Origin of the sequence: Paenibacillus sp. FSL M7-1046 (assembly GCF_038007405.1) — a bacterium.
Taxonomy (GTDB): Bacteria; Bacillota; Bacilli; order Paenibacillales; family Paenibacillaceae; genus Paenibacillus_AQ.
Genome location: NZ_JBBOXB010000001.1, coordinates 2,742,282 through 2,762,125 on the forward strand (window position 1 = coordinate 2,742,282; position 19,844 = coordinate 2,762,125).

Consider the following 19,844-nt stretch of genomic DNA (forward strand, 5'->3'; position numbering starts at 1 on the left):
ATTGAGGCTCGGCGCCACAAATTAAACAGATTCAAATTTAGCAAGGATGAGGAGTGCGGGAGGGTATGTACTTTCTGGATACGGTATCATGGCTGACAGAGGAACGTCTGCGGCTGTTGCTGGAGCAGTACCGCTCGCTCGGGCCGCTGCCCGGGATCGGGCTGACTTTTATGAAATCTTTTGTACCGCCGCTGCCTACGATTGCGATTGTGGGATTAAACGGTGCGGTTTATGGCTTATGGCTCGGATTCCTGTATTCCTGGATCGGGCTGGTTGCCGGTTGTGTGACCACGTTTATGATTATCCGCAAAATTGCGTCCCACCGCTATCTGCGGAAGTGGGCGCAGCGGCCAAAAGTAGCGAGAAGCATGACGTGGGTCCGCCAGAGCGGTTTCAGTTATGTCTTTCTGCTCAGTATATTTCCGGTAGGGCCTTTTGTGGTCATCAATATGGCAGCCGGGCTTGCCGGCATGCGCCTGCGGTCTTATCTGCTCGCTTTGTGTGCAGGCAAAGCCATCATGGTGTTTGCAGTTTCCTATATCGGAAATGACTTGGATCGGTTTATCCGCAATCCGTGGGAGATTATCTATGTGCTGCTGTTCATCGGTGTTTCCTTATGGTGCGTCAAGGCCATAGAGGCCCGGTTTGCCCGGGCGGCGCGGGAACAGGAGAAGCCGCTTGCCGCGGGGAATTCTTCACACCACGAATAGTCCGCTGATGTCGGCATCGGTCTCATGGTTTCCGCTGAGATGAACCCAGCTGTTTGTAGAGGCGTTATAGCAGTAATCCTGTCTCCATTCCTCTATATGGCGGACAATGCTCCGCACTGCAGAGATGATCGTTTGGACTTCGCGGTCTGTCATGATGGGGTGCAGTGAAAGGCGGATCCAACCCGGCTTCAAAGACTGGTCTCCGGCCTGAATCGCCTGAATGAAATGCTGGGAATGCTTGGCGTCAAGTCCAAGCAGATAATGTCCATAGGGGCCGGCGCAGGAGCAGCCTCCGCGGGCCTGAATGCCAAAACGGTCATTCAGCAGCTTAACGGCCAGGTTGTAATGGATGTCCTTCAAGATAAAGGATACGATGCCGTGGCGTTTGGTATGCTCACCCGCCAGGATGTAACATCCGGGGATTCCGGCAAGCCCGGTCAGAAGCTGGCTGCACAGTTCCTGTTCCCTCCGCATCATGAACTGCCTGTCGCCATTCATCTTCTCCTTCAGTTTCAGGCAGAGCGCTGTGCGGAAGGCCTGCAGGAACCCCGGTGTTCCACCATCCTCGCGGACCTCCACTTCATCTATGTAGCGGCGTCCGCCCCAGGGATTAACCCAGACCACCGTGCCGCCGCCGGGCTCATCCGGGAGCTGGCCCCTGCAAAGCGCGGTATCGAATACCAGCACCCCGCTTGAACCGGGGCCTCCAAGGAATTTATGGGGAGAGAAGAAGATGGCATCGAGCCTCTCCAGCGGGGAGGCGGGATGCATGTCGATCTCTTCATAAGCCGCGCTGGCGGCAAAATCGACAAAACAGAGGCCTCCGTGCCGGTGCATCACCGCAGCGAGCTTGTGGTACGGGGTCTGTATGCCGGTTACGTTGGAGCAGGCGGTAAAGGAGCCGATCTTGAAGCGGCGGTTCCGGTAGCGGATCAGTAGCTCCTCTAGTTCCCGGAGGTCCATGCTTCCATCCGCCCCGGCCGGTACGGTGACCACGTCGCCGATGCCCTCCTGCCAAGGCAGCAGGTTGGAATGATGCTCCATGTGGCTGATGAAGATAACCGGGCGTTCCTCTGGAAGATAAAGGTAATGATCCCGCATCCATTCTGGCAGCTTTAGGCCCATTAGCCGGAGCAGCTTGTTCACTGCTCCGGTTGTGCCGTTGCCGCAGAAGAGCAGGGCGTCTCCCGGCCCGGCATGAACATGCCGCTTAATGATGTTCTGCGCCTCGGCATAGGCCAGTGTTATAGTTAAACCGGTCGTATTGGACTCGGTATGCGGATTGCTGACATAGGGGCCGAACGTCTCCTGCATTTTGCGCTCAATCGGCTCATACAAGCGCCCGCTGGCGGTCCAGTCGGCATACAGCAGCGGCTGCCGTCCATAAGGCGTGGAGATAGAATGCCGGTTGCCGATGGTATGCTCGCGAAACGTTGCGAAATGCTCTTGCAGTGAAGCGGGCTCCTCCGCAGAAGAAGCGTGGTTGATGCTCAGCACAGACAATCCCTCCAGCCCGGTTATTTCTCGCAAGATACGGATCACGCCCTCTTACAAAGGACGGCACGGCCGTTTCTTCTTGCTAATTAAGAGTGGGGTTATATTCCCAGGCTCAGTATATGCCCGGTGGAGGCAATGGGTTAAAGCCTATTGTCTGCATTCATTGAGGAACTCCTCTAAATAAATAGCTGCATGTCGCTTTCCAGCGCATCCTTCAGATAGGTGGCCGCATCAATGATCTCCACCTCGGGCAGAAACTCCTCCGGCTTAAAGCCCATGATCTCTACGGACAGCTTGCAGGCGTAGAACTTAATGTTTTTTTTGCGGGCGCCCTTGAGAAAATGAATCAGCTTCGGCGCGCCCTGATCCTCCATCATTTCCTCCAGCATCATCCGTCCAAGGCCGCTGAAGTTCATCCGCGAAAGCGGGAGGTGCTGTGGTCCCTTCGGTGTAATGACATCCATCAGCTTTTCATAAATTGTCTTATCCTCGAGTGTCATCTTCTCCGGGTCGCGGACCAGGAAAAGGCCCCAAAAGGCGAAAAACATTGTGACCTCAACCTCAATATCCCTTGCGGCATTGGCCAGGATCAACCCGGCCATCGCTTTGTCATATTCCCCGCTGAACATCAGCAGATTCATCTTTTTGTCCATCGCTGCATTCCTCCGTCACTTCATAGAATGACCTTAGTATGGTTACCGCGAGGAGAAGTATGCCTGCTGTCACAGGATGTTCCAAATGCCGCTAGGCGTGTAGGGGATTGACTCGATTGGATCTATCCTGTGACTGTCCTGCGAGGGGATGTGCTATGGCTGGTTGGATTTCCCGGCATATATCCGCAGGAAAACGGCAGGCCCGTTAATCCGGGTCTGCCGTAAGATGAATCACTTGGTTCATTCAACTGTTATTCCATCCTGCCCGTGATCGCTGTAGCGGGAGCTACGCCAGACGATACAGTACTGCGCCATGCGGAGCAATCTCGCAAGCGAGCTCGTCTTGCACGGGGCTAACCTCCGCCCCGCTCCAAAGCTCCTTGGCAGTGACTGGTCTCTCAAGGCCCAGCTCCGCGAGAGTTACGCTGACCTTCTGGGTATTTTCACCGGTATTAAACATCGCGGCATAGCGGCACCCGGAGTCTCCTTCCGCCGTCCAGACCACGCGGTCTCCTGCCCGGCTGATGAGGCGTGCGCCGTTGCTGCTGCGGTGCATCTCCAGTACATCTGGGTTGGTCAGCAAGGAAAGGGTCCAAACGTCGTTATCGCGAAGTTCGCCGCCGAAGAACAGGGGCGAGCGGAAGATGCTCCACAAGGTCATCATGGTGACCTGCTCATCCGGCGTGAAGCGAGTCCAGCGGTCAGCGCCGCCGCCGTCTACGGAGCGGATGCCGATATGGCCCAGCGGCAGCATGTCGCAATCCGGCCAGCTGCCGGCTTCGGCTTTGCCTGCCCACGCCTCACAGCGGTCAAACATATCCAGGAGCAGGTCCCAATGATCCCAGAAGTCATCGGTGATCCGCCACATATTGGCGTGTTGGCCGAGGAAATCTCCATAAGAAACCGGTGCCGGTCCCGGGGAGAGGCTTAGGACCATCGGGCGTCCGCAGTGCCGGATCGCATTCTGGATCAGCTCAATCTCGGGCTGGTGTGTATCGTACAGTCTGGACGCAGCAATATCATCCACCTTCACAAAGTCTACGCCCCATTCGGCATACAGCTCAAAGAGGGAATTGTAGTACGCCTGCGCGCCTTCCTTGGCAGCATCAACCCCATACATATCGGTGTTCCAGGGACAGATGGAGTTGGGGTGGGCGATGTCACGGGCGGTCGCTGTTGAACCTTTGACCGGGGTGGCGGCATGCGCCGCCTGTCTTGGAATTCCGCGCATCAGATGAATGCCGAATTTAAGGCCCAGACTGTGTACATAATCAGACAAAGGGAGAAACCCCTTGCCGCCTTCTGCCGAGGGGAAACGGTTCACTGCCGGCATCAGCCGGGAATATTCGTCCATTTCCAGCGGAACAAAAGGACGGTACTGTGAAGAAATTGCCCCCGGCTCATACCACTGAATATCCACAACAACATATTCCCAGCCGAAAGACTTCAGGTTCGCCGCCATATATTCAGCATTTCCGCGGATTTCCTGTTCCGTAACTGCAGCTCCATAGCAATCCCAGCTGTTCCAGCCCATAGGCGGTGTTTTCGCATACTGTAAGTGACTCATTATGATGATCTCGCTCCTTAACCCCCCGGAAGGGGTTGTAGAATAAACTTGCTCTAACAGATCCATCATAAAACACTTTCAAAACCCATTTCTACAGTAAAATAGTTGTCTCGATAGCACAAAATTGCGCATGTCGGGAATTTAGCTGAAGAACAAACGGTTATACTGGAGACTGCCGTTTCCGGTGCGGAAATTGCCAGGCGTTTGTCCTGTCAGCTTGTGAAACACTTTGATGAAATAGCTTCCGGTGGAATATCCGATCTGAACCGCGATGGCCTCAATACTGTGGTCTGTCGTCCGCAGCAGGTCCACCGCCCGCTCGATACGGATGCGGTTCAGGTATTCATTGGGTGTTACACCGACATATTTGCTGAATGTCCGCAGCAGATGGAATTTGGAAAGTCCGAGCTTCTCCGCAAGCTCTTCCTGGCCAATCATGGAGTTGTAATGGCCTTCGATAAAATTAACGGCATCCCTAATCGCCGCCGGCCATTCCGTTTCATGGCGCGGACCGCTGGAGGACAGTCTGCCGAGCTCCATCATGAATTGATACAGCAGTGAGGAGGCAATGTAAGGATCGGTGATTTTTCCGCTATGGGCTTCCCGGGTAATATCCCGCAGCATGCGGATGGGCAGGCTTCCCGCGTCGATGACCGGAGCCGGACCGAGCTTGGCCTTGATCTCCTCCCAGAGGGGCTGTACCAGCTGCGGTCTGAAGAGCAGGAAATAAAACTCCCACGGCTGGGAACCGCCGGGATAATAATAGCTGTGGATGCTGGGGATTTCAGCCAGAAATGCCCGCCCGGAGCTGATTTTGAAGCTCTCGTGTTCCGTGCTGAAGCCTCCTGCGCCATCAACTGTATATTGGAAGAGTAACAGGGGCCCGTCACGGCGCTCCATTCCATTCCAGTGGTAAGAAGCATCACTCACAATCTCATGCCCGACTGCAAAGAGGTTGCAGAGCGGCAGCTGCTCCGGCTCGCTAAAGCGGAAGCCATACACCCCTAAGGCTTTTTCGTTTTTCACAGAATCCCACCTCCGGTAGTGCTTACTTATTATATATAGTACAGAAAAAGCTCCCCGAAGGGAGCCTAAGATATGCGGTGCTGTATCTTCCCGGGCAACGTCAGGAAGCAAGCTTGAAGATCTCATCCGCAGGAAGCGGAGGGAAATAAAGAAATCCCTGGATATAAGGGCAGTTATGCTTAATCAGGAACTGGGCCTGTTCAGGCGTCTCTACGCCTTCCGCAATCAGGTCATAACCAAGCTGGGAGGCGACATAAACAATTGACTTAATAATCGTCTCATCAATGGAGCTGACACCAATGCCGGTGATGAAGGTGCGGTCAATCTTGATCTTGTTGACAGGAAAATGCTTCAAATAGTTCAGTGAAGAATATTTGGTGCCAAAGTCGTCAATCGAAACGACAATCCCATGGTCGCGCATCTGCTGCAGCAGCGGATAATGCTCCTCCAGCAGGGCGGTGCTTTCCGTGATCTCGAATTCCAGCATATTTGTCTCCAGCCCATATTGCTCAAGCACGCCAAGCAGGTTCTCTATCAGATTCCGGTTATAGAACCAGCTGTTGGAGATGTTGATGGATGTCCGCAGCAGCGGCATGCCCATCGTCCTCCATTCGCAGAGCTGGCGGCATACTTCCTGCAGTACCCAGTCGGTGAGCTGAATCATTAGCCCGGCGTCTTCCACGGCAGTGATGAAAGCCCCGGGCCCGATCAGCCCCTTCTCCGGATGATTCCAGCGGACCAAGGCCTCCATGCCAACCATTTGGCCGGTCACGGCATTGATCTGCGGCTGATAATGGAGCACAAATTCTTCACGCTCCAGCGCGGAATGCAGGTACTTGGAGATCATCGTCTTCTGCTCCAGCTTTTCGCGCAGCTCCCAGTCGAACACAAAATAATTGCTGTCTTCCTGCGACTTTGCCTGATACATAGACATGTCGGCGAATTTCAGCAAATCCTCCTTGTGGAGGGAATGCTCCGGATAAAGAGAGATTCCTATACTGGTCGATAGACTTAAATAGGCCCCGGCAATCAGCAGTGTTTCCGAGATCAGCAGGCTGATATGCCCGGCAATTTCCGGGATCTGCTCCCGCGGCAAATCAGAGAAGATCATCACGAATTCATCGCCGCCGGTACGCGCGAACAGCTTAAAGGGCAGACCGCTGTCCTTCAGCCGGCTGGCCAGTGTCTTGATGACCTGATCGCCCGTGGAGTGGCCGAGGGTATCGTTGATCTCCTTAAACCGGTTCAGGTCAAAAAAGAACAGCGTATAGGTCTGCGTAGGCTCGGCACATTGCAGCAGCCGTCCGAATTCATCCATGAAGTAACGCCGGTTCGGAATTTCCGTCAAACTGTCGTAATGGGCAAGTTTTTCATACCGCCGTTTGGATATTCGGAGATCCCGGGTGCGGATACTGACCACGCGTTCCAGTTCACGGTTGAACCGGCCCTGATGCCAGAAGATATAGAGAATAAAGGCCATAACGAGCAGAAAGGAAATGTCGATCCACAGGATGCTGCGGAAGATCTCCCATTTCTTGTGCGAAGAAAAAGGGATTCCCATCAGCCAATGCTGATTTTTAATTTCAATGGGGACCGTGACCTGCTCTTCGTTCCCGTGGGCTTGATTGCCAAACAAAAAGGAATGATCTTCATCTGTTACGTACATGGGGGAGTCTTTAAGCAGCAGCTGGTTCTCAATATCATCGATCTTCAGTGTGACGGAAACGATGCCGGAGAATGAGTTGCCGTTATAAATAGCTTGCCTGATCACCATGCCGGGGGTGCCCTGGGCAAGTGTCCGGGGACCGTCCACCGTAATGCCCCGGGAAGTGATCGTTTCTTGAATCAAACCGGGCGAGGACAAGTCGGGATCGAGCAGGAGACTTTTATTAAGAATCGCTGTATTGCCTGAGAGAGGATAGAGATAACGGATGAGGCCGTCCGGAGCGATCATAATATTCATAATATTGCTTGAATTGTTATAAGCCTTCATTAAATACTGATTAATAAGAGCTGGCTCAGCATCAAAGCCGACCGTTTGAATAAAAGAGCTAACACCTTTGACAATCGAAACCTTCTCTTCAATGTTCGATGATAACATGACTGCCTTTGAGGACAAGTCGGCTTTTTCAGCCCGGTATTCCCGGTTCACTGATAAGGAGTAATAATAGAACAGAGAGAGCTGCAGCACGACTAAGAAGCCGAGGATGATCGTTAAAGGCTTTTTATTAAAGAAAGCCATGGAATGCCTCCGATACCCGAAATTCAACATTATAATTATAATTCATTAGAAGCTGTTCCAGCACCGCAGAAAAATGTCGAGATATGTCGTGGGTGTTTCTTTAGCATGTCATTTTTATTGCCTTTGTGCAAGGAAAAACCTAACAAGAACCCTATAAAATCCAAAACGGATAAATACGTTCCGCCTAAAGGCAGCCTGTATTTATCCGTTGCTCTAGAAATGAGTACATTATGGACTTTGTGCAAGTGAAGAGACGGGATTATTTCTTGAAAATACCCAGCGGTGCGCCGATTGGCAGGAACGTGCGGCCGAAATGAGCGTTGAGCACGGATGCACCGCAGCCGTACAGTGATACGATACCAATGGCCAGTTCCGATACGGCAGCCAGCTTGTGGAAGAATTCCGCAGCCACTCCGAACGCATCAAAGGTCAAGCCGAGAAACAGGAAATCGATCAGTATAAAAATAACAAGCAGCACTCTATTGGCTTCCACAGCGCCGAGGGTCATGAACAGCGTGAAGACCAAATAACCCGCAAAAACAAAGCCGAGCTGCTTGGGATCAACGCCTTCCGCCAGAACCGTACCGAATACACCCAGCTTGATCAGCCAGCTTGCGGCCATACCGAACCAGAAGAACGCATAAGCGCCAAAAGCGGTCATCCCGAAGGTGTTGTTGTGCTTGGCATCCTGGATAGAAGCGAACAGCTGGGCGAAGGCTCCGAGGAATATAGCCCATGGAATACAGTAGCTGAGACCTGTTGTAATTTCGAGCTTTTGTGAAGAAGCGACCAAGGTGACGATAGCCAATCCGAACAAGCCGATGGCGCTGGGGTCGGCAGTGACGATTTTGACGGATTGTGTTTGCGGTTGCGCTGACATAGCAATTAAAGCCTCCAATTTTCATAAGTGTTCGCATAGGATCACAGCACCCGGAAATGGGTGCTGTGATCAGCTTGCCTATCATATCATATCGTTTTGAGCTTGCCTACAAAAAAAGAGTGCTCATTTACTGTGGTAAAGGAGATTATTTTGCGTTAAAAAGTCAGGGATCTCCTGGGATTTTACCGGCCTGCTGATATAGTAGCCCTGCAGCTCATCACTGCCCAGGTGGCGCAGCATGTCGAACTGCTCTTCCAGCTCGATCCCTTCGGAGACTACCTGCAGCCCAAGGGTATGGCTAAGCTCAATAATGGCCTTGATCAGCACGTCACCCTGCGGGCCGAGTGTCATCTCGGAAACAAAAGAACGGTCGATTTTGATTACATCAACGGGAAAGCGCCGCAGGTAACTGAGGGAAGAGAAACCTGTACCAAAGTCGTCCAGGGAAATGCGGAACCCGTGTCCCCTGAGCTGTTGCAGCGAATGGAAAATGCTGTCGCCTGACACCAGCACGCTCTCCGTAATCTCCAGCTCCAGGCTTGAGCTGGGCAACCCGTATTCATGGAGCAGCTCCAGCAGCAGCTCAGACAGTCCCGGCTGCATCAGCTGCATGGCGGAAATGTTGACCGCTACGGTCAGCTCCAGCCCATTCTGCCGGAAAGTACGCAGATCGGAGCAGACTTGCCGCAGCACCCAGCTCCCGATGTTTACAATAGAGCCGCTGGTTTCGGCGAGCGGGATAAACTCACCGGGAGAGATAGGGCCGTATGCAGGACTTGTCCAGCGCAGCAGCGCCTCCAGCTTCGAAACCTTCAGGTTGCCGGAGCTGAGGATCGGCTGATAATGGACTTCAAATTCATGATTAACGGCTGCGGACAGCAGCAGCTGAGAGAGTACTTTTTTGCGGCGGATACTTTCTTCAAGATCCTCAGAGTATTGAAAAATATTGTTGCGGCCTGTTTCTTTGACATGGAACATGGCCAGATCGGCCTGTTTGACCAGAAAGTCGGCGTCTTCACCGTTCTGCGGATAGATGCTTACGCCGATGCTGGCCGTATTGTAGAGGAGATGTCCCTGTATGCGGTGGGGCAGCGATAGCGTCTCCCGTATGCGCAGCAGCTGCTCGGAAATGCTGTCCGAATCGGGGATGTCGGCGAGCAGGATCGTGAACTCATCGCCGCCCAGACGGGACACCACATCATAACGTCCGATAACTTGGGAAATCCGCAAAGCGATCTCTTTCAGCATGGCATCACCGAAGTCGTGGCCGAGTGTATCGTTTACGGTCTTGAAGTGATCCAGATCAATAAATACCAGCCCGATCTGTCTGCCGGTTCCCTTAATTGAAGCAATCGCTTCATTAAGCTTCGCGAAGAACAGCGAACGGTTGGGCAGCTGAGTCAGAGGGTCAAGCATCGCTTGCAGCTGCAGCTCTTCCTGCGCCTGTTCCAAGGAATCAATCATCCGGTTGAACTCATGCTCCACATCGCTGAATTCGTCTTTGCCGGAAGAGCCGATCCGGATGGATAAATCCTTGCTGTTGCCGATAGCCCGGATATTCCGGGTCAGCAAGGACATTCTTCCGAGGATAGAGCGATTGACGAAGAGGAGACTGGCCACACACATCAGCATAGTGACGGCAAAGAAACACCGCTGGAAGCTGGTGATCGACTGCAGGCCGCTTAAGTAAATCTGCCGCGGATGCTTGAGGGTGAGAACCACACCGGGGTTGCCGAACAGGTCATATATAGTTGTGTGAATGGACATCACGTTGTTCGAGGCAGGGCTCATCCAGATATTGCTGCTTTTGCTCTCCGCGAGTATGCCGGGGTTCACTGGAGTGATCTGGATGGTGGACGGTGTCTCGTTCCAGATTTGTGTGATCTGCTCCTGCAGCAGCATTCTGCCGGCTACAGCAGTTCCAATAACCGGTTTCGTTTTGTCGCTGTTCACAATAGGGGTGAGGGTGATCAGCATAGGCCCTTTATCCAGTAATACAATGCCGCTTGTGCTGTCCTCTGCGCCCGAAAATTCCGGCAGCCGTTGATGAATATCCCTGAATAAGGCGAGAATCTCCGTTGTTAGCGGAGTTATACTGCGGGAGTCCTGGTTGTAAGTGCCACCGTACAAGGGGGTGCCCGAAGGGTTCAGCAGGGCCATCATATCAAAATGGTTAATCTCATAAGTTGTCCGGCTATAGTTACTGCTTAGGTAGGCATCACTAATAGAATCTGCGGGGTCCGTGGATTCCGCAAACCGGTAGGTTTCATCCCAAACCGAATATTTGAGCAAATGGGTCTTCATACTCTGCAGCTCATTCTGATAAGAAGAGACGGCATTCTCCAGCTTGTACCGAAGTGCGGCTTCATCCAGCTTCTCGAAGCGGCCCAGCATTATCAGGTGCAGGAGCAGATAAGTCAGCCCTAAGCCGAATAGGGCAACAACACAGATGAAGATCACTAATTTTTTGCGCAGCTTCATGTTGTTCCCCTTAGTATCTTTAGACTTGATAGGAAATAAGTACCATTAAAACCAGTGTACCATGATTAGGGAATATTTTGCAGCGCTTTTCTACCCTAGCTGTCGAAATTTGATGTATAATATAAAAACAATAATAATTATCACATTATAATAGAAGGGGATCAGCTTGGTTATGAACAAATGGATATTTTTTAAGAAAGCTACACGGTTTGGAACCATCCCAGTTATGCTCATACCGGTTGTCTTGGGAACTGTCGGGGCATATGTATGGGGAGGAGAGTTCCATCCGTTTTTGTTTGTTATAACGATCATCGGTGCAATATCTGCGCATCTGTTCTCCAACATGGTGAATGATTTATGGGACTTTCGCAACGGGACCGATATGGAGGCGAAAAATACACCGGGGATGATTTCCACAAACTCCGGTTTTTTGTCCGGAGGTCTGCTCTCGGAGACCGTTTTCGCAGTATTGACCTGGAGCTTGCTTGCAGTCGCCGTGCTTTGCGGCGCGGTGCTCAGTATTTATAGCGGCTGGGAGATTCTCTGGTTTGTAGCGGCAGGGGCACTTATCGCCTATTTCTATGTCGCTCCACCGCTGCGTTTTGGGTACCGGGGCAAGGGCTACAGTGAATTCGCCATCTTCGTTGCGTTTGGCATTATGCCTGTACTCGGCTCTTATTTCGTGCAGACCGGCGAATTCAGCCTGAAGCCGGTACTGCTTTCGGTTCCGGTTGGGCTTCTGACGACGCTGCTGCTGTTCAACCATCATTTTCTGCACTGGAAAGCGGACGAGCAGGCAGGCAAGCGTACGCTTGTTGTCGTCTGGGGAGAGCGCAAGTCGCTGATCTTCTCACGTGTGCTGCTTTATATTTCCTACGTTTCTCTGATCGTCTGCGTGGGCTTTGGCGTGCTTCCGGTTTATGCGCTGCTCGCACTGCTCACTGCGATTGCCCCTGTGCATGTATACCGTGGCCTGCAGCCGCAAAATGCCTCACCAGCCTATCTGCCGCTGATGGGCGCCTCGCAGCAGGCCTCCGTGCGCTGCGGTACAATTATGGCGGTAGCACTGCTTATTCAAGGCTTTATGTAAAAATTGCTGAAGATTAGATGATAGAAAGAGAGTGAACCCCATGGACAAGAATAAAACAAGCAGTGAAGATACACAGGCTGCACAGAATAACCCGGTCGTACTCGGAGACTTTCATACTATATTGTCGGAGGGCAAGGTCTGGAAGACCGGAGGGTTCACCTTGCCGGACGGCTCTTTCTGGGCATACCGTGAGCCGGAGGCTGTTGTGATTGTACGCAATGGCTACCTGTATGTGCGGGCCCAGCTGTCCCGCCAGAACAACCAGGTGCAGATTCTCGACAATGCCAAGCATATGTATTATTCGGCTCAGCCGGTCGAGGTGCCGGAGAGCGGAGAGATCAGCTTCGAGCTGCAGATTCGCGCCCGCACACAGGGTACGGCACCCGGAGATCTGTATGACGGTTATGTTTCGCTGAATCTGCTTGATTTCACGACGGGGGCAGCGCTTGATTTCTTTGCCGGAAACGACAAATATGCCAGCGTCTACGGAGTTCTGCCTTTCCCGGGCGTGCAGGTTCCTGAAACCGGCGGCACAAAATACTTCTGCATTTTTAAGGAAGATACGGACTTCAAACCGCGTGAATTCAACACGTATAAGATTACCTATAACCGCGGGAACGATGAGGCTGTGTTCTATGTCAACGGCAAAGAGGTGCGGCGCGAGCAGCATGTGCCAATCAAATTCAACAGCTTCACTGTAGCGCTGGGCATTATGACCGAGAAAGACCTCACGCCCGAAGGCAGTGTGTCCGCCCATGGCCAGACAGTCATCGCCGAGTGGTCTCCGCTGACCATAACAACATCCGCACAATAACCGTGCTTATTTGACAGATGAGGGTGGATCGCCTTGAATGTAAAAAGTTTTCTGAGATTTGTAGAGCTGCCGACCAAGGTGGCTAGTGTTATCCCGTTTCTGCTTGGGTCATTGTATGCCCTGTACCGGTTTGAGGATTTTTATCTTCTGCGTTTTGCGCTCATGTTCGTGTCCCTGCTGAGCTTCGATATGGCGACAACGGCAATTAACAACTATTACGATTTCAAAAAAGCGGCCAAAACCCACGGCTACGGCTATGAGACCCATAATGCCATTGTTCATTACAAGCTCAAAGAAAGCACTGTGGTGGCGACGATTATCATCCTGCTGGTGCTGGCGGTCGGGGGCGGGATTGCGCTTGTCTCCCAGACCGGTCTGATCATATTTCTGCTCGGCGGATTATCCTTCCTGATCGGGATCTTGTATTCATTCGGGCCGATACCGATCTCGCGGATGCCGCTGGGTGAGCTGTTCTCCGGCCTGTTTATGGGCTTTGTCATCATCTTCATTTCGGCTTACATCCATTCCGAGCAGAGTGTTGTTACCCTGCTGTTCCGGGAAGGCTGGATTGATCTGCATATCAACTTTGTGGAGGTCCTGTATCTATTCTGGTTTTCGGTGCCGGCGATTCTGGGAATTGCCGGAATCATGCTGGCGAACAACATCTGCGACATTGAGGATGATATGGAGAACCGCAGGTATACACTGCCCGTCTACATCGGCCGCGGCAATGCGCTGCTGCTATTTAAGCTTCTCTACTATGTCTCCTTTCTGGATTTGATCGTGCTGCTGCTGCTTGGCGTCCATCCTGTTCTGGTTGTGCTGCTGCTGCTGACACTGATCCCGCTGCGCCGCAATATTGCCCTGTTTTATGAGAAGCAGGAGAAGGCGACGACCTTTATCCTGGCGGTCAAAAATTTCGTGCTGATGAGCATGGCCCGCGTTATTGTGCTTGGACTGGCCGTTGTGCTGGATATTTGGATCACCTCATAACATCATCCTACCTCTGTAAATAGAGATAAACCTTATTCTATGATATGGTGTCTATAGGTATAAGTAGACAATCTAATACAAGGAAGGTGTACATCTATGGCGCAGAAACTTCGTTGGGGAATTATGGGATGTGCCCAGATTGCCACAAATTCCGTCATGCCGGCAATTCAGGAATCGGAATCCGGCATCATCGCAGCAGTAGCGAGCCGTGGACTGGAGAAAAGCAGTGCCGTGGCTGCCGAGTTTGGAATAGAGAAGGCCTACGGTAGTTATGAGGAGCTGCTTGCGGACCAGGAGATTGATGCGGTCTATATTCCGCTTCCGAATCATCTTCACCGGGAATGGGTCATCCGCGCTGCGGAAGCTGGCAAGCATGTGCTCTGTGAGAAGCCTATTGCGCTTAACAGTGCTGAGGCGGCAGAGATGGTAGATGCATGCCGGAAGGCCGGTGTTCATCTGGCTGAGGCCTACATGTACCGGCATCATCCGCGGATTGCCGAGCTGCAGGACATTATCGCCCGGGGAGAAATCGGTGAACTGCGTTCGATCCGCGGAACATTTACATATAATGATGCCGGGGATACGACAAATATCCGGTTTAAATCGGCTTGGGGCGGGGGCTCTTTGTACGATGTCGGCTGTTACCCGCTCAGCGCGGCGCGTATGCTGTTCGCTGCGGAGCCGGAAGCGGTAACGGTACAAGCGATTTTCTCCCCGGAGCATGATAATGTGGATATGATGGCTTCGGGTCTGGTTGAGTTTCCAGGCGGAGTAAGCCTGATCTTCGACTGTGGGATGTGGGCCTACAACCGCCAGCTGCTGGAAGTGCTCGGCACGGAAGGCCGGATTGAAATTCCGATGCCGTTCAATGCGAGATTTGAAGATGCGGAATTCATCCTGCATACGGGCGGCGAAGCGAAGGTGATCGAAGCCACCGGCGCAAATCCTTATGTCTGGCAGGCCGATAATTTTGCGGCAGCCGTTTCAGGGGCTAAGCCCAGAGTAGCTGCAGATGATCCGGTGCTGAATATGCGGCTGATTGAGACCTGCCTCGATTCTGCCCGCCGGAGGGAACGGATTCTGCTGTAAGTTTTGTTGTACACACAAACGGCTGTGCTGTCCTGTTCAAGGACGGCGCAGCCGTTTTTTTGGAAAGATAGCGTGCCCAGAAGCACGCATGATCTAGTTGGTGAAAGTCCAACCCAAGGAGGGACCAAGCCACCTTGGTAGCTAGGATGCTTGCATATGGCGAAATCTGTGTGTAAAAGCGCATCGACAAAAGTCCGGTCAGAGGCAGGGCGAGCAACACCCCAGGCCGCAACATCAAGTGAATCCTGCCGCGTCGTCAAAAAGGCCCTGCAAAGGGGAAGAGAGGGAGCCGAGTCTCGTGTCTTTGGACGAAGGCCAAGGAAGCTGTACAGAACTTGGAGCAGCAGCGAAGAACCCTCCGGCGTATAGGGAACGGCATGGGCTGAAAGATCGTGCAGTGAACTGGGGAGACCCTCCCCTGCACGGGATTTTTTTTTAGGAAACCGTAAAGAGGCATTCTATAAGTCCAAAAGACGAAGTGAATCGTCTGCAGGAAGGGAGTCCGAGGGGCTCATAGTACCGAAGAACCTAAGGACAACATAACCTTAGGGAGGGAAGGAGCCCTGCTTTGTTTATGCTTTTGGAGGAGGTACGAGTGAGTGAATGCCAAACGGCTAACGACACCCAAGGAAAAAGTTCAAGAACTCCAAGAAAAGCTAGGTCATGCGGCCAAGGAGAACAACAAGCGTAAATTCCATGCACTATATGACAAAGTCTACCGGTGGGACATCCTGTGTGAAGCGTGGAAACGAGTAAAAGCCAACAAGGGAGCCGCAGGAGTAGATGCCGTGACGCTAGCAGATATCGAGGAACAAGGAGAAACGAGATTCCTCAAGGACTGTGAGCGAGAATTGAAAGAAGGCACCTACCACCCGCAGCCCGTACGGCGACACTATATCCCGAAGAAGGATGGGAAGCCAAGGCCGCTGGGCATACCCACCGTGCGCGACCGAGTCCTACAGATGGCAACGAAACTCGTGATTGAACCCATCTTTGAAGCGGATTTTGAGGAAGTATCCTTCGGATTTCGCCCGAAGCGAAGTGCAAAAGGAGCGCTGGAACGAATCCGGAAAGCCTGCAACCGCAAAGGAAATTGGGTAGTCGATGTGGATATCCAAGGCTATTTCGACAATATTAATCAAGAGAAGCTTATGAAATTAGTACAGATGCGTATCAATGACAGGCGGACCCTGAAGTTAATACGGAAGTGGCTTCAGGCGGGAGTCATGGAAGAAGGAACCGTAAGGCGTTCCGATTTAGGAACACCGCAGGGTGGAGTCATTTCACCGCTTTTGGCGAATATCTATCTGAACTATTTCGACCGACTGTGGGAGAAACACGGGAGCGGAATAGGTGAACTCACGAGGTATGCAGATGATCTTGTGGTGGTCTGCAAAACCAAGAAGGACGCCGACCATGCGTATGAACTTATACGTAAAATTATGGAGCGTCTGGAGTTGACCCTACACCCGACCAAAACCCGCATTGTAGGACTGTGGACAGGAGACGAAGGATTCGACTTCTTAGGGATGCATCACCGGAAAACCAAAGCAGAAACCTCCCAAGGCAAGGTGTACACCACCACGCAGCAGTGGCTAACGAAAAAGGCGGAGGAGCGTATTCGAGGGGTAGTCAAGGAAAGACTGTCACCACCCAGCATGCGTTCGAGATCGTTCGCGGAACATGTAGAATGGCTCAATCCAAAGATTCAAGGATGGAGAAACTATTACTACACGAACTACAGTCAAAAGAGGTTAGCCAAGTTGGATTGGTATACTTTGCAGCGATTAAACCGGTGGTACGCCAAGAAAAGACAACGCAGAAGATGGAGGGGATCACGGTCGGAGGTCAAATACTTAGCCATGCAATATGGACTAAAAACGCTGTTGTAACCTGCATGCCCATGAATGACGAACATCGGAAAGCCGTATGAGGGAAAACCTCACGTACGGTTTGATGAGGAGGGGCTGGTTTTGAACCCAGCCCTTTACTCTAGAGAATTTATATGTTTCACGCTATAAATTATCCTTCTATTTCTCGCTGAAACGGATACCGCAGGCAGTGAATTATACGGCGGATGCAATAAGCTCATCTTCGTCGTTGTCGTTATTGAAGGCATCCCGGTCGAACTCTCCTTCGGAGTTGGCCACCAACAGGGCGGTGACGGTTGTTCCGGTAGCATTTACAGCTGTACGGCCCATGTCGATCAGCGCTTCCACACCGGCGACGATTGCGATACCCTCGAGCGGCAGGCCTAGTGCGGTAAGTACGACGGTTGTCGAGATCACTGCGGGTCCGGGCACACCGGCAACTCCGATGGAGGAAATGATGCTGACAAAGACTAGCAGAATATAGTCGGTCAAGCCAAGATCTATTCCGAATACCTGTGCAGTGAAGACAGCGACAATGGCCGGCCAGATCCCGCCGCAGCCGTTGAAGTTGACTGACGCCCCGAGGGGAGCGACAAAGCTGGCGATCCGGGGAGAAACATGCAGCCGTTTTGTAATAACCTCAAGATTAACCGGAAGTACTGCGTAGCTGCTTCTGGTCGTAAAGGCCACGGCAACGGTCGGATATATTTTGCGGAAGAAGCGCAGCGGATTGACTTTGGCCACAAAAAATACGAGCCCGCCAAACACCAGCACAAAATGGATAATCAGTGCGACATAGGAGGTTATAATTACACTTCCCAGCTCCTGCAGCGTTTCCCAGCCGTAGCGGGCAGTGATGCCGGCGATGAGTGCAAATACACCGTAAGGCGTCAGCCGGATGATGAATTTAACGACCTGATGCAGCACCAGTGTCAGCGATTGAATGAGGTCACGCACAGGCTTCACGGACTCTGCATTTTTCGATCCGATCTTGATGATGGCCACTGCAAGGAAGATTGCAAAGATAAGCACTGGCACAACCTTGCCTTCAGCCGCTTCATTGATCGGGTTGGAAGGTACAAGGTCAAGAATGACCTGGGAGAAGGTCGGAATTTCACGGGCGGTGAAGTCGGCGGGCACATCCTGCTGAATGCCGCTTCCCGGGTTGAACAGCAGTGCAACCAGTAGACCTATTATTGAAGCAATACCCGTTGTTCCAAGGAACCAGGCAAAGGTCTTGAACCCGATTTTACGCAAATACTCCAGATTGGTCAGCGATGCAATACTGTTAAGCACCAGAACGAAGACCAACGGGACGACCAGCATGCGGATCAGGCTGACATAGATGCTGCCGAAGGTGGTGATAGCCTTGGTGTCAAACTCCAGATTCTGAAAAAGAATGCCGACGACCAGACCAATTGCCAGGGCTACAATGACCCGCGTACCAAACCCGACGCGCTTGCGGGCCAAAAGGAAGAGTACCCCGAATACAAAAATCGATACAACAAAGCCATACCAGTTGCTTTCGATGGCGGTGATCAAGTTGTTGTCGATAGACATTTTTAATAATCCCCCCTAATCCAATTAGTTATGTAAGAATTAATGTGGGATAAATATACTGGAAGTTCCGCTGTACTGTCAATCCTTTTCTAAAAGATAAGAATTGTAAATTTACGTTGTGTCGTAGTCCTAATATCCCCCCAGTTTTCTTTAGTTAAGCTATTATATTCGAGGTGGTAATGTTTAATTCCAACAAAAACGATGAGAAAAATATAATTTGGGGATTGACAAGAAAGTGATCCCTTATTAACATGATATCAATCACATCACAGGATAACTTTTTGCTGTTGAGGATTTGCAGACGGGAATCGACTGGACGACCAGAGGTTCAATCAGTGCTTGCTATTGCACTGTATTGAAGCTCTATTTTTTTTGCCAAAAATCTAAAGAAAGGTAATGAGCGATAGGTGTACCCAATTCGATAGTCCAACATTAGAACAGGCCAAGGGGCGGGCGTATGAACTTAAGTACACTGCACCGGGCCAGAGAAAAGGATGGTTACCATTTATGAAAAAGCTCACTGTATCCGTAGTAGCAGCAACTTTGATTTTCTCAGCTCTGACTTATGCGGCTGTGACAGCGAAGCAAGACAATAGTGCTGAGGCGGCAGCAGCACCGGCTGTTGTGAAAACAGCGGCCGGCAGTAGTGAGACTCAGGCCGCTGCACCGGCAGCAACCGGGCCTGCTCAGTCTGTAGAGACGGCAGCTGCCACTGCAGCACCGGTTCAGGCGGCAGCTGCAGACAAGGCTGCAGGCGGGGCTGCCGATACAGCGCAGGCCGCAGCGACAGCAGCACCGACAGCAGCACCGGCGACTGAGCCGGCAGCAACTGAAGCGAGCAAGCCGTCCGCTCCGGCCAAGGCGCAAGAGGTAGTTCAGGCCAAGGCGGAGGTTGTTCAAGCTAAGGCAACTGCCGCTCCTGCGGCTAAAGAGCCGCAGCCCCAGGCAACTGCCAAGGCTGAAGCCAACACCGTAGCTGCTGCTCCTAAAGCGGCCGTGGCACCTAAAACGGCCGCAGCTCCAAAGGCAACTGCGGCTCCGCAAGCAACTGCAGCGTCCAAGGCCGAAACGGTGAAACCGGCTGCTGAAGTACAGGCTGCAGCTACAGCCGCTCCGGCTGCTGAACAGCCTGCCGCGAAGAAGGTGACATTCTCGACAACTGAGGTAGTCAAGGCGAACACAACTGCTCCGGCGTCAGAAGCTGCTGCCGGCACATCCTCATCCCAAGCGGCCAGCGCACCGGCAGCAGCACCGGCTGTGAGCAATCCTGCGTCTGCCCCGGCTGCTGAAGAGGAAGTTTGCCCTTAAGCTGTTTTTTTCTTTTAGACTCCTGAAGCTTGGTATTGCAAGTACAGAAAAAGATAAAGTTGA

At 52.2% G+C, this 19,844-nt stretch carries 15 protein-coding genes; 7 read left to right on the top strand and 8 right to left on the bottom strand.

Annotated elements, in window-relative coordinates; translation table 11 throughout:
* Positions 1 to 65: 65 nt before the first annotated feature.
* On the top strand, positions 66 to 710 hold the full coding sequence (locus tag NYE29_RS12025) for a TVP38/TMEM64 family protein (RefSeq protein WP_038597638.1): 645 nt from the start codon (positions 66 to 68) through the stop codon (positions 708 to 710).
* Here the strand turns inward: NYE29_RS12025 and NYE29_RS12030 are convergent.
* From NYE29_RS12030 to NYE29_RS12060, 7 genes are all read right to left on the bottom strand, one after another.
* The gene (locus NYE29_RS12030; RefSeq protein WP_340896138.1) at positions 696 to 2,207 is read right to left on the bottom strand and encodes an aminotransferase class V-fold PLP-dependent enzyme; all 1,512 of its coding nucleotides are present in this window, start codon (positions 2,205 to 2,207) and stop codon (positions 696 to 698) included. The genes NYE29_RS12025 and NYE29_RS12030 overlap by 15 nt on opposite strands.
* Before the next feature lie 176 nt (positions 2,208 to 2,383).
* Complete coding sequence (locus NYE29_RS12035; protein WP_340896139.1) at positions 2,384 to 2,860, bottom strand: DsrE/DsrF/DrsH-like family protein; 477 nt, start codon at positions 2,858 to 2,860, stop codon at positions 2,384 to 2,386.
* Between the two features lie 286 nt (positions 2,861 to 3,146).
* On the bottom strand, positions 3,147 to 4,427 hold the full coding sequence (locus NYE29_RS12040) for a glycoside hydrolase family 27 protein (protein ID WP_340896142.1): 1,281 nt from the start codon (positions 4,425 to 4,427) through the stop codon (positions 3,147 to 3,149).
* A gap of 141 nt (positions 4,428 to 4,568) precedes the next feature.
* A complete protein-coding gene (locus tag NYE29_RS12045; RefSeq protein WP_340896144.1) occupies positions 4,569 to 5,453 on the bottom strand; it encodes an AraC family transcriptional regulator in 885 nt (294 codons plus the stop codon).
* Between the two features lie 100 nt (positions 5,454 to 5,553).
* On the bottom strand, positions 5,554 to 7,695 hold the full coding sequence (locus NYE29_RS12050) for a bifunctional diguanylate cyclase/phosphodiesterase (protein ID WP_340896145.1): 2,142 nt from the start codon (positions 7,693 to 7,695) through the stop codon (positions 5,554 to 5,556).
* A gap of 259 nt (positions 7,696 to 7,954) precedes the next feature.
* Positions 7,955 to 8,575, bottom strand: coding sequence for an acetate uptake transporter (locus tag NYE29_RS12055; protein WP_038597625.1), 621 nt, complete (start codon positions 8,573 to 8,575; stop codon positions 7,955 to 7,957).
* 123 nt (positions 8,576 to 8,698) lie between these two features.
* On the bottom strand, positions 8,699 to 11,056 hold the full coding sequence (locus tag NYE29_RS12060) for an EAL domain-containing protein (RefSeq protein ID WP_340896147.1): 2,358 nt from the start codon (positions 11,054 to 11,056) through the stop codon (positions 8,699 to 8,701).
* 172 nt (positions 11,057 to 11,228) lie between these two features.
* Between NYE29_RS12060 and NYE29_RS12065 the strand changes: the two genes are divergently transcribed.
* From NYE29_RS12065 to ltrA, 5 genes are all read left to right on the top strand, one after another.
* Positions 11,229 to 12,146 (top strand): prenyltransferase, encoded by a 918-nt coding sequence (locus NYE29_RS12065; protein ID WP_340896149.1) that lies wholly within the window; start codon positions 11,229 to 11,231, stop codon positions 12,144 to 12,146.
* Positions 12,147 to 12,186: 40 nt separating this feature from the next.
* Positions 12,187 to 12,960 (top strand): DUF6081 family protein, encoded by a 774-nt coding sequence (locus NYE29_RS12070; protein ID WP_076109713.1) that lies wholly within the window; start codon positions 12,187 to 12,189, stop codon positions 12,958 to 12,960.
* Positions 12,961 to 12,993: 33 nt separating this feature from the next.
* On the top strand, positions 12,994 to 13,953 hold the full coding sequence (locus NYE29_RS12075) for a 1,4-dihydroxy-2-naphthoate polyprenyltransferase (protein ID WP_340896150.1): 960 nt from the start codon (positions 12,994 to 12,996) through the stop codon (positions 13,951 to 13,953).
* Between the two features lie 96 nt (positions 13,954 to 14,049).
* Positions 14,050 to 15,042, top strand: a complete 993-nt coding sequence (locus NYE29_RS12080) for a Gfo/Idh/MocA family protein (protein ID WP_340896152.1) — start codon at positions 14,050 to 14,052, stop codon at positions 15,040 to 15,042.
* Positions 15,043 to 15,641: 599 nt separating this feature from the next.
* Positions 15,642 to 16,934, top strand: coding sequence for a group II intron reverse transcriptase/maturase (ltrA, locus tag NYE29_RS12085; RefSeq protein ID WP_076108940.1), 1,293 nt, complete (start codon positions 15,642 to 15,644; stop codon positions 16,932 to 16,934).
* Between the two features lie 174 nt (positions 16,935 to 17,108).
* Here the strand turns inward: ltrA and NYE29_RS12090 are convergent, their stop codons facing one another.
* The gene (locus NYE29_RS12090; RefSeq protein ID WP_179091696.1) at positions 17,109 to 18,473 is read right to left on the bottom strand and encodes a dicarboxylate/amino acid:cation symporter; all 1,365 of its coding nucleotides are present in this window, start codon (positions 18,471 to 18,473) and stop codon (positions 17,109 to 17,111) included.
* Positions 18,474 to 18,980: 507 nt separating this feature from the next.
* Between NYE29_RS12090 and NYE29_RS12095 the strand changes: the two genes are divergently transcribed.
* On the top strand, positions 18,981 to 19,781 hold the full coding sequence (locus tag NYE29_RS12095; RefSeq protein WP_340896153.1) for a hypothetical protein: 801 nt from the start codon (positions 18,981 to 18,983) through the stop codon (positions 19,779 to 19,781).
* Positions 19,782 to 19,844 lie beyond the last annotated feature (63 nt).

What these genes read in the sequence shown, in the direction of transcription:
- NYE29_RS12065 (WP_340896149.1), top strand. Translation starts at nt 11,229, where the DNA reads ATGAACAAATGGATATTTTTTAAGAAAGCTACACGGTTTGGAACCATC.
- NYE29_RS12070 (WP_076109713.1), top strand. Translation starts at nt 12,187, where the DNA reads ATGGACAAGAATAAAACAAGCAGTGAAGATACACAGGCTGCACAGAAT.
- NYE29_RS12040 (WP_340896142.1), bottom strand. Translation starts at nt 4,427, where the DNA reads ATGAGTCACTTACAGTATGCGAAAACACCGCCTATGGGCTGGAACAGC.
- NYE29_RS12080 (WP_340896152.1), top strand. Translation starts at nt 14,050, where the DNA reads ATGGCGCAGAAACTTCGTTGGGGAATTATGGGATGTGCCCAGATTGCC.
- NYE29_RS12055 (WP_038597625.1), bottom strand. Translation starts at nt 8,575, where the DNA reads ATGTCAGCGCAACCGCAAACACAATCCGTCAAAATCGTCACTGCCGAC.
- NYE29_RS12050 (WP_340896145.1), bottom strand. Translation starts at nt 7,695, where the DNA reads ATGGCTTTCTTTAATAAAAAGCCTTTAACGATCATCCTCGGCTTCTTA.
- NYE29_RS12095 (WP_340896153.1), top strand. Translation starts at nt 18,981, where the DNA reads ATGAAAAAGCTCACTGTATCCGTAGTAGCAGCAACTTTGATTTTCTCA.
- NYE29_RS12025 (WP_038597638.1), top strand. Translation starts at nt 66, where the DNA reads ATGTACTTTCTGGATACGGTATCATGGCTGACAGAGGAACGTCTGCGG.
- NYE29_RS12090 (WP_179091696.1), bottom strand. Translation starts at nt 18,473, where the DNA reads ATGTCTATCGACAACAACTTGATCACCGCCATCGAAAGCAACTGGTAT.
- NYE29_RS12035 (WP_340896139.1), bottom strand. Translation starts at nt 2,860, where the DNA reads ATGGACAAAAAGATGAATCTGCTGATGTTCAGCGGGGAATATGACAAA.
- NYE29_RS12060 (WP_340896147.1), bottom strand. Translation starts at nt 11,056, where the DNA reads ATGAAGCTGCGCAAAAAATTAGTGATCTTCATCTGTGTTGTTGCCCTA.